Origin of the sequence: Roseibium sp., from assembly GCF_025698965.1 — a bacterium.
Taxonomy (GTDB): Bacteria; Pseudomonadota; Alphaproteobacteria; order Rhizobiales; family Stappiaceae; genus Roseibium.
Window position 1 is genome coordinate 1 of sequence record NZ_JAILWL010000290.1, and the last position, 8,273, is coordinate 8,273.

The 8,273-nt window shown below is 52.9% G+C and carries 8 protein-coding genes; 1 reads left to right on the forward strand and 7 read right to left on the reverse strand.

Going from position 1 to position 8,273, the window contains the following annotated elements; all coding sequences use genetic code 11:
• Window positions 1–421 precede the first annotated feature (421 nt).
• Window positions 422–1,270 carry an SIS domain-containing protein gene (locus K5905_RS21015; protein ID WP_297587317.1) on the forward strand — a complete coding sequence of 283 codons (849 nt, stop codon included), beginning with the start codon at window positions 422–424 and terminating at the stop codon, window positions 1,268–1,270.
• Between the two features lie 619 nt (window positions 1,271–1,889).
• Here K5905_RS21015 and fsa read toward each other — a convergent pair.
• The 7 genes from fsa to K5905_RS21045 all read right to left on the reverse strand — a co-directional run bounded on the left by fsa (window position 1,890) and on the right by K5905_RS21045 (window position 8,225).
• Complete coding sequence (gene fsa / locus K5905_RS21020) at window positions 1,890–2,543, reverse strand: fructose-6-phosphate aldolase (protein WP_297587319.1); 654 nt, start codon at window positions 2,541–2,543, stop codon at window positions 1,890–1,892.
• Between the two features lie 48 nt (window positions 2,544–2,591).
• Complete coding sequence (locus K5905_RS21025; RefSeq protein WP_367187003.1) at window positions 2,592–4,301, reverse strand: transketolase family protein; 1,710 nt, start codon at window positions 4,299–4,301, stop codon at window positions 2,592–2,594.
• A complete protein-coding gene (locus tag K5905_RS31625; protein WP_367187001.1) occupies window positions 4,282–4,584 on the reverse strand; it encodes a hypothetical protein in 303 nt (100 codons plus the stop codon). Before K5905_RS31625 ends, K5905_RS21025 begins: the two co-directional genes overlap by 20 nt.
• A gap of 25 nt (window positions 4,585–4,609) precedes the next feature.
• The gene (locus tag K5905_RS21030; RefSeq protein WP_297587321.1) at window positions 4,610–5,293 is read right to left on the reverse strand and encodes a nucleoside triphosphate hydrolase; all 684 of its coding nucleotides are present in this window, start codon (window positions 5,291–5,293) and stop codon (window positions 4,610–4,612) included.
• Complete coding sequence (locus K5905_RS21035) at window positions 5,290–6,069, reverse strand: ATP-binding cassette domain-containing protein (RefSeq protein ID WP_297587323.1); 780 nt, start codon at window positions 6,067–6,069, stop codon at window positions 5,290–5,292. The genes K5905_RS21030 and K5905_RS21035 overlap by 4 nt, the downstream gene beginning before the upstream one ends.
• The gene (locus K5905_RS21040; RefSeq protein ID WP_297587326.1) at window positions 6,069–7,130 is read right to left on the reverse strand and encodes an ABC transporter permease; all 1,062 of its coding nucleotides are present in this window, start codon (window positions 7,128–7,130) and stop codon (window positions 6,069–6,071) included. The genes K5905_RS21035 and K5905_RS21040 overlap by 1 nt, the downstream gene beginning before the upstream one ends.
• Before the next feature lie 81 nt (window positions 7,131–7,211).
• The gene (locus K5905_RS21045; protein WP_297587328.1) at window positions 7,212–8,225 is read right to left on the reverse strand and encodes a substrate-binding domain-containing protein; all 1,014 of its coding nucleotides are present in this window, start codon (window positions 8,223–8,225) and stop codon (window positions 7,212–7,214) included.
• Window positions 8,226–8,273: the final 48 nt, after the last annotated feature.

An 8,273-nucleotide genomic window follows, 5' to 3' on the forward strand; every position in this document is an offset into this window, starting at 1 on the left:
AACGGCTGCCGCGACAAGTTTGTCTTCCGCACTGATCCGGCCAATCAGTTCAGGAACTGGCAGCAGGTCTATATCCGTGGTACGGGGATTCCGTGCCTCGGAAACAAGATTGCGGAGGGAACGAACGGACAGCGGATCGGACATGGGAACCCCTTGGTACTTTCCACATGATTTTCGACTTAATTATTCCTTCAGTCAACGATTTATTCAATTTTTTATTCCAAACTCATTGCCTTTATTACGTTGAGAAGAGGCCAGTTTGAGAATTTCGTAAGAAACTTCAAATACTTAAGAAAATATTTTCAAATTATTACGACTTCGTGGAGAAACCGGACGCTCTGCTAGTCACCGCAAACGAAATTTCTATTCCAATTGATCGATGCATGCGGAATGATGAATCGAAACTCAGCAAGGATGCGCCATGTCGATTCTCACGATTTTGAAGGGACAGTTGGAAAGCCTCACGGTCGCTGAGCGCGAAATTGCTAAGTTTGTTCTCACCTCCCCTGATGAGATGATTCAGTTATCGTCCGCTGAATTGGCAGAACAAACAGGGCGCAGCCAGTCTAGTGTCGTCAAGTTTTGCCAGAAGCTAGGCTTTAAAGGATATCAGGATTTCAAGGTTGCGGTGACAAAGGCCGCATCCCAAACGTGGCAGGTGCCTGCCGGCGTGATCCATGGAACGATTGGCAGCGATGACCCGTTCGCGACCATTCTGCAAAAACTGCTCGGATCGAAAATCCACGCCATGCAGCAATCGCTTTCGGTCAACAATGAGAAAACGCTGCAATCCGCCCTTGCTGCGATCCGCGCGGCCCGGCGCATTCAGCTTGTTGGCGTCGGCGCGTCTTCGCTTGTGGCCCAGGACTTCGCCTACAAACTTCAGAAGATCGGGTACATGGTGTTGTTTGACGCTGACAGTCATATCCAGATCGCCAATGCCGCAACGCTTGAAAACGGCGATTTGTGCATCGCTCTTTCCTATTCCGGCGATACACTTGAAAGTCGCCGTATTGCCGAAACAGCCTTGAAAAAGAAGGCCACCGTCATCTCAGTGACCGGCGTTCAACCCAACCGGCTCGCTGATCTGGCGGAAATCCAGCTCTATATTGTTGCGGACGAACATCAGGCCCGCAGTTCCGCAATCTTCACCCGTGATGCGCAACTCGCCCTTGCCGATCTTCTTTTCATCCTGCTCATTCAATCCGATAGCCGCGCCAACGCCCTTATTCACGCAGCAGAAGATGCCGTTTCCACACTGAAGACATAGAAGGTCCGGCCTTTTTCTTTCCCAACCCGGTCACAATCATCCCAGACAGCTTGCAGGCCACACAGCTGGCCTCACCCGAGATCGCCACTGTGCCGCCCACAGTTGAGAAAGGTCCAACCGACGTTAGCAAGATGTTCAGGGCTGCGGTTCGGCGTTGTTGAACCGGGAAGCCGCGGCATTCCGCTAGAATGATTTCCAGACATCAGAGCGTTCACTCCCCCTCTACCATCCAAAAGCACCTGTAACTTGTTGTTCTGACTCGTGCATCAGCCCCTCTTGAAAACTGACTCAATGTTCCAGGGAATTGAGCCAACCTGTTACTTTTTAAAGAGAATTTGAACTCGAGGCACTGGAAACCAACAAACCTGACTGCTTGTCGGCACTCTCTCATTGGTCATAGACATGGGACACGGGGTGTAGGATCAACACACAGCTGCACCTGAAAATCATCCTTTTATCATGCACTTAAAAGAAGTGCCTCGAATTTATCACGAGATAGTTTCCAGGATTCGGAAGGTCGTGTATTCACAACAGAAGCACGCAAGCCTGACTTCATTCTCAATTGCAGGTATAGCGACTAAAACACTGATGCCATCGGGTCAGCTTGAGATCCAGTTCATCAGAGTATTGACTGCCCTGTCGCCTGCCAGTCTTTTGTGAATTGCTCCAGACCCTTTGCTGTCAGGACATGATTTGCGAGCCCCTTGATCACGGCAGGAGGGATTGTTGCAATGTCTGCCCCCGCCAGTGCCGCTTCCTTGACATGGTTCGCGGACCGGATTGAGGCTGCCAGGATCTCAGTTCCGAATTCGTAGTTGTCATAGATCACACGAATCTCGCGGATCAGCTCCATGCCGTCGGTGTTGATATCATCCAGTCTGCCAACGAATGGTGAAATGTAAGTCGCACCGGCCTTGGCGGCCAGCAGCGCCTGATTTGCGGAAAAGCACAAGGTTACGTTGGTCTTTACTGCCTTTCCACTGAAGTATCGACAGGCTTTCAGACCGTCGAGCGTCAGCGGAAGCTTAACAACCACGTTTGAACCGAGCGTTGCCAGACATTCACCTTCAGCCACCATCCCAGAAAAATCCAGTGCTGCAACTTCGGCGGAAACGGGACCTTCCGTCAGTGAACAGATTTCTGCAATTACCTCCTTGAAGTCCCGCCCGGACTTGGCGATCAGGGTCGGGTTGGTCGTCACACCGTCCAATAGTCCAAGCTCATCAAGTGCCTTTAGGTCATCGACAATTGCCGTGTCAGCAAAAAATTTCATACTGTCTCTCGTCTCCGTTAGTTTAGATGGCAAGTGTAGCTTTGTGTTTCAGGCGGCCCTTTCGGATTTTCGTTTCTGAAGCCGGTCCAAAACTTTCCGAGCTATGGTTTCTGGCGCGAACCCGAAAAATTCGTAGAGTTCTTCACAGGAAGCGGAAGCACCAAAATCTTCGACACCAAAGACCTGCTGTTCACAACCGGTGTAACGGGCCCAGCCGAACGGACTGGCGGCTTCGATCGCGTATCTGGGCACTGGTCCAAGAACACTCTCGCGATAGTCCCTGGACTGCTTGTCGAAGCGCGCCCAACAAGGCAGAGAAACCACAGCCACCTTCACGCTTTTGTCAGAAAGGATGTCAGCCACCTGCAACGCGATTGAAACTTCCGACCCAGTTGCAATTAACGTTGCATCCCGGGATCCTTCACAGCCGCGAAGCACATATCCCCCTTTGGCAGTCAGATTTTCCTCCGAAGCTTTGTTCCTGACCGCAGGAAGTCCCTGGCGCGACAATGCAAGCAGTGCCGGTCCGTTTCCCTTCAACGCAGCCTCATAGGCTTCCATGGTTTCAATCGCATCAGCAGGTCGGAATACGTCCAACCCGGGAATGGCCCGTAGACTTGCCAGATGTTCCACTGGCTGATGGGTCGGACCATCCTCGCCAAGACCGATTGAATCGTGCGTCATGACGTAGAGCACCTTGGTTTTCATTAGCGCTGACAAACGAATTGCATTGCGCATGTAGTCAGAGAACACCAGGAACGTTCCACCATAGGGGATCAGTCCACCGTGAAGGGACAAACCGTTCATGACGGTTCCCATCGCAAATTCCCGGACACCATAATTGAGGTACCGTCCACTTTTTTCAGCAGAATAAGCCGGCATGGCGGCCGTTGTGGTCGTCAAATTGGACCCCGCAAGATCCGCTGAACCGCCTATCAACTCAGGCATTTGGTCGGTCAGAATTTCCAGACACATTTGACTTGCCTTGCGCGTGGCAACTTGTGGCTGACCTTCAAGCCAATTCTGTTTTGCTTCTTTAACCTTATGAGACAAACCTTCGGGTGGGAGGCGCTCAACACGACGGTAAAACTCGTTGAGTTTTCCCTTGGGCAATTGGGTCAGACGCGTTTTCCAGGCTTGGTGGTCTGAAGCTCCTCTCTTGCCAAATTCTCTCCAGGCATTCAGTAACCCTGGAGAAACCTCGAAGGGTACGTCCGGCAGACCCAAACCGGCCTTTGCCGCCCTGGCTTCTTCGACGCCAAGTCTGGACCCGTGAATTGATGACGTCCCTGCCTTGGTCGGAGCACCCTTACCGATCACGGTGTTGAACATTACGATAGACGGCCGTTCAGTCTCGGCCTTTGCACTCTCCAACGCCTCGTCAATATCCTGATGAGTGTGTCCGCACGCCTCCACCACATGCCAGCCGAGCGCTCGAAATTTTGCTGCTGTATCTTCCGTAAAAGCAAGCTCGGTCGATCCGTCGATTGTAATGCCGTTCATATCGTAGAGCAGATTGAGATGGCCGAGTTTCAAGTGTCCGGCCAGTGAAACAGCTTCTTGTCCGACACCTTCCATCAGGCAACCATCACCTGCAAAAACCCAAGTTCGATGGTTACACACGGTCTCGCCGAATTCGTCGCGCATCCGCTTTTCGGCGATCGCGAAACCAACCGCCATGCCAAGCCCCTGCCCCAGCGGACCCGTGGTTGTCTCGACACCCGGTGTATGACCGTATTCAGGATGACCTGGCGTAATCGACCCGCTCTTTCAAGTCTTCGAGCTCAATTCCCGGCGTGCCCGTCAGCCAGAGCAGCGAATAGAGAAAAATGGCGGCATGACCGTTCGACAAAACCACTCTGTCACGGTCAAACCAATTCGGGTCGGCCGCGTCGAATCTAAGATGTTTTCCGAAGAGACCGACAGCGATGTCGGCCATCCCCATGGCCGCCCCCGGATGACCGTGCCCTGCCGTTTCAACGGCATCAATGGCAAGTCCTCTCAGCACATTGGCCAGCGCTGCCGGATTTGATGAACTCATAATTTTGAACCTTTGGAATTGGACGTCACAATGCCAGCTTGTCACCGCATTGGAATTTGCCGTTGAGGATTTCCAAGTCCGCGCCAGTGCTGTTTTCGATTACAATTTCAGCGTTGACCATGTCATTTTCGGCAACTTTCAGGTGGGCATGCTCGGGGCTGAAACCATATTGCAACCACCTTTCGTGAAGACGGTCCCAAAGAACTTCTTTGGGTGGATTAACGAAAACCGTTGCAGCAAAAATGTTTCGGAGCGACGCCCAGGGAAAATCTTCAAGAAGAAGATAGTTTCCCTCTACGACAACAACAGAAGTGCTTGGATGAATGTCGATTGAATTGGCTATCGCCAAATCACGGTTTCGATCAAATCTTGGATGGTATGTCTTGTAGGCGGTGTTTCTAAGATTTTTCACAGTTTCGCAAAAACCAATCGCGTCAAAGGTCTCTGGCGCTCCTTTGCGTGCCAATAATCCTTGGCGCTCAAGTATCTGATTGTCCAGATGGTAGCCGTCCATTGGCAGCAACACTGCGTTTGGTACTCCTTCTTCCCCTTCCTGATTAAGTCGCCGCACGACATTTTCTGCGAGAGTCGACTTCCCGGACGCTGGCGGACCGGCGATTGCAACGATCACCCGCCGATCCTTCTTCTGTGTTTCTCTGATCAGTTCACACACACGCGACACGTCCTGGTCATTCGACGGCGCAATCATTGTGTCGCCCCGACTTTCGGTGGCTCCATTGCTCCCGTCATCAGTGCCACCGCGTCCGACATGGAACACTCGGCCGGATCGATGACGCAAAGCCTGCGGCCGAGCCGATGAACATGGATCCTGTCTGCAACTTCAAAGACATGAGGCATATTGTGGGAAATCAGGATCACCGGAATGCCACGGGATTTCACTGTCTGTATAAGTTCCAGAACCTTGCGGCTCTCCTTGACCCCCAATGCAGCGGTGGGCTCATCAAGGATTACGACATTTGTTCCAAAGGCCGCCGCCCGTGCGACAGCGACGCCCTGGCGCTGACCGCCTGAAAGAGTTTCGACCGCCTGACCGATATTCTGGATTGTCATCAATCCGAGTTCAGACAACTTCTCCCTTGCTATCGCCTGCATTTTTTTCTTGTCGAGTTGGCGAAAGATCTTGCCCAGAACACCGGCTTTCCGAAGCTCCCGCCCCATGAACATGTTGTCGGCTATCGACAAGGCAGGAGACATGGCAAGCGTCTGGTAAACCGTCTCGATCCCGTGCTCGCGCGCATGTATCGGAGAAGAAAAACTCACGACATTTCCATCAAGCCTGATCTCGCCGTTGTCAGGTCGAACAGCACCTGACAGGGACTTGATCAAAGTGGATTTGCCTGCACCATTGTCTCCAATGACAGCCAAAATCTCACCAGGATAGAGATCAAAGTCACAGTTTTCCATCGCGGTAACGCGGCCGTACCGCTTCACAAGACCGCGTGCTGTCAAAATAGGACTGGACATCACAAGCTCGCTTTCCTGATGGATTGGTCAACGGTCACTGCAAAAATGATAAGTCCGCCAATCAGCAGATAGGTCCATTGCACATCGGCACCCAGAAGACGCAGGCCAAGCGTAAACACGCCGACAATCAAGGCCCCGAACAGGGTACCTGCAACAGAACCACGGCCACCGAAAAGCGAGATTCCTCCGATCACTACGGCTGTGATGCTTTCAATGTTGGCAAGCTGACCGGCTTGAGGGGAAACGGAACCCAGCCGACCGATAAGCGCCCAGCCGGCGAAGGCACATATCAGACCCGCTAGCGCATAAACCGATACGAGAGTCGCTCTGACGTTTACACCCGACAATTCCGCAGCTTCCGGATCATCTCCAACAGCATAAACGTGTCTGCCCCACGCAGTCTGGCTCAGAACGTAGGTCATCACGGCGACCAATAGCAGCAAGAAGATCACACCATAGGTGAACACCGCATCTCCCAGGTCGACAGTGTCGCCGAAAAACTGAAGGATTGGTGCCTGCTCCGCAATTACCTGGCTTCTAATGACCACGCTGCCCGAATACAGGAAATTTGCCGCCAAAACGATCTGCCACATACCAAGTGTGACGATGAAAGGCGGTAGCTTGACGAACGCCACCAGCAAGCCGTTAACAGTGCCGAAAAACAGGCCGCACAACAATCCGCTCAACACAGCAAGCTCAGGAGGAACTCCGAGATCAAAGGTGAATTTGCCCATGATGACCGACGACAGGACCGCAATCGCCCCAACGGAAAGATCGATGCCCGCCGTCAACACGACAAGCGATTGCGCGACTGCAACAATGCCGACGATAGCGACCTGCTGCAGGATCAGGGTCAACGCAAAGGGTGAAAAGAACCGATCGCCAATCAGGAGTCCGAATATGGACGTGGCGGCGAGCAACACGATAAGCGGTATTGCCGCAGGAGTCGCCTGAAGAAAATTGGCCAAACGCGTTAGTGCGTTTTCGTGGTCTTTGGAAAATTCGGCGACCGTTTCCTGCTTTCGCAAGTTCGTGTCCACAGCGCCAGAAGTTTCAGTCATGAGCTGGATTTCCAGTTTTGATCAACGGGGTCGCGGGGTGCACAATTGTGCACCCCGCCTGCTGGTCGGTTCGGGGAGAACTCAACCCCAGCAGCGGTTCTTGCCTTCTTCCACGGACAGCTGCTCAAGACCGTCGACAGGAGCTCCTGTCACGAGACCGACGCCTGTATCGAAGAATGCCTTGCCTTCAGTGGCCTTCGGCATCTCGCCGGACTGCACGGCATTCACAATCGCCTCTACACCGAGACCTGCCATATCCAACGGATATTGCTGAGCCGTCGCACCAATGACACCTGAGGCAACGTCGGAGACACCCGGACAACCGCCATCAACCGATACGATGATGACATCGTCTTGTCGGCCGAAGGATTTCAGCGCTTCATAAGCACCAGCAGCCGCAGGCTCATTGATTGTGTAGACAACGTTGACTTCGGGGTCGATTGCCAGAAGGTTTTCCATACCCTTCCGGCCTCCTTCCGCATTGCCATTGGACAATTCATGACCAACGATACGGGCATCGGATTCATCACCCCACTTTGACGGGTCTCCAATGTCGACTCCAAAACCCTTCAGAAATCCCTGATTGCGCAAAACACCGACCGTCGGCTGCGACACATTGATATTCAACAGACCGATTTTGGCCGTTGAAGTGTCCCCCATGGTTTTGGCAGCCCATTTACCAATCAGCTCGCCGGCAAGAAAATTGTCGGTTGCAAATGTCATGTCGGCTGCATCGATCGGATCGAGCGGTGTATCCAGTGCGATGACAACCAGCCCGGCATCACGCGCTTTCTTTACCGACGCAGTGATTGCCTTGGTGTCCGATGCCACCAGGAGAATTCCACCGGCACCGGCTGCAACACAGGTTTCGATGGCTGCAACCTGGGTTTCGTGGTCACCATCAAACTTGCCCGCATAAGAGCGAAGTTCGGTGCCGAGTTCCGCGGCCTTCGCAAAGGCGCCTTGAGCCATTTTCACGAAGAACGGGTTGGTTGCATCCTTTGTAATGAGACAGACAGACGTGTCCGCTGCTGCTGAAACGGTCATGCCGGTGGTTGTCAACAGCGCTGCGACCATTGTTTTGAGATATTTCATTGTGAACTCCAGTTCTACTTTGCCACAACCTTCGGCCACTCCACTTCC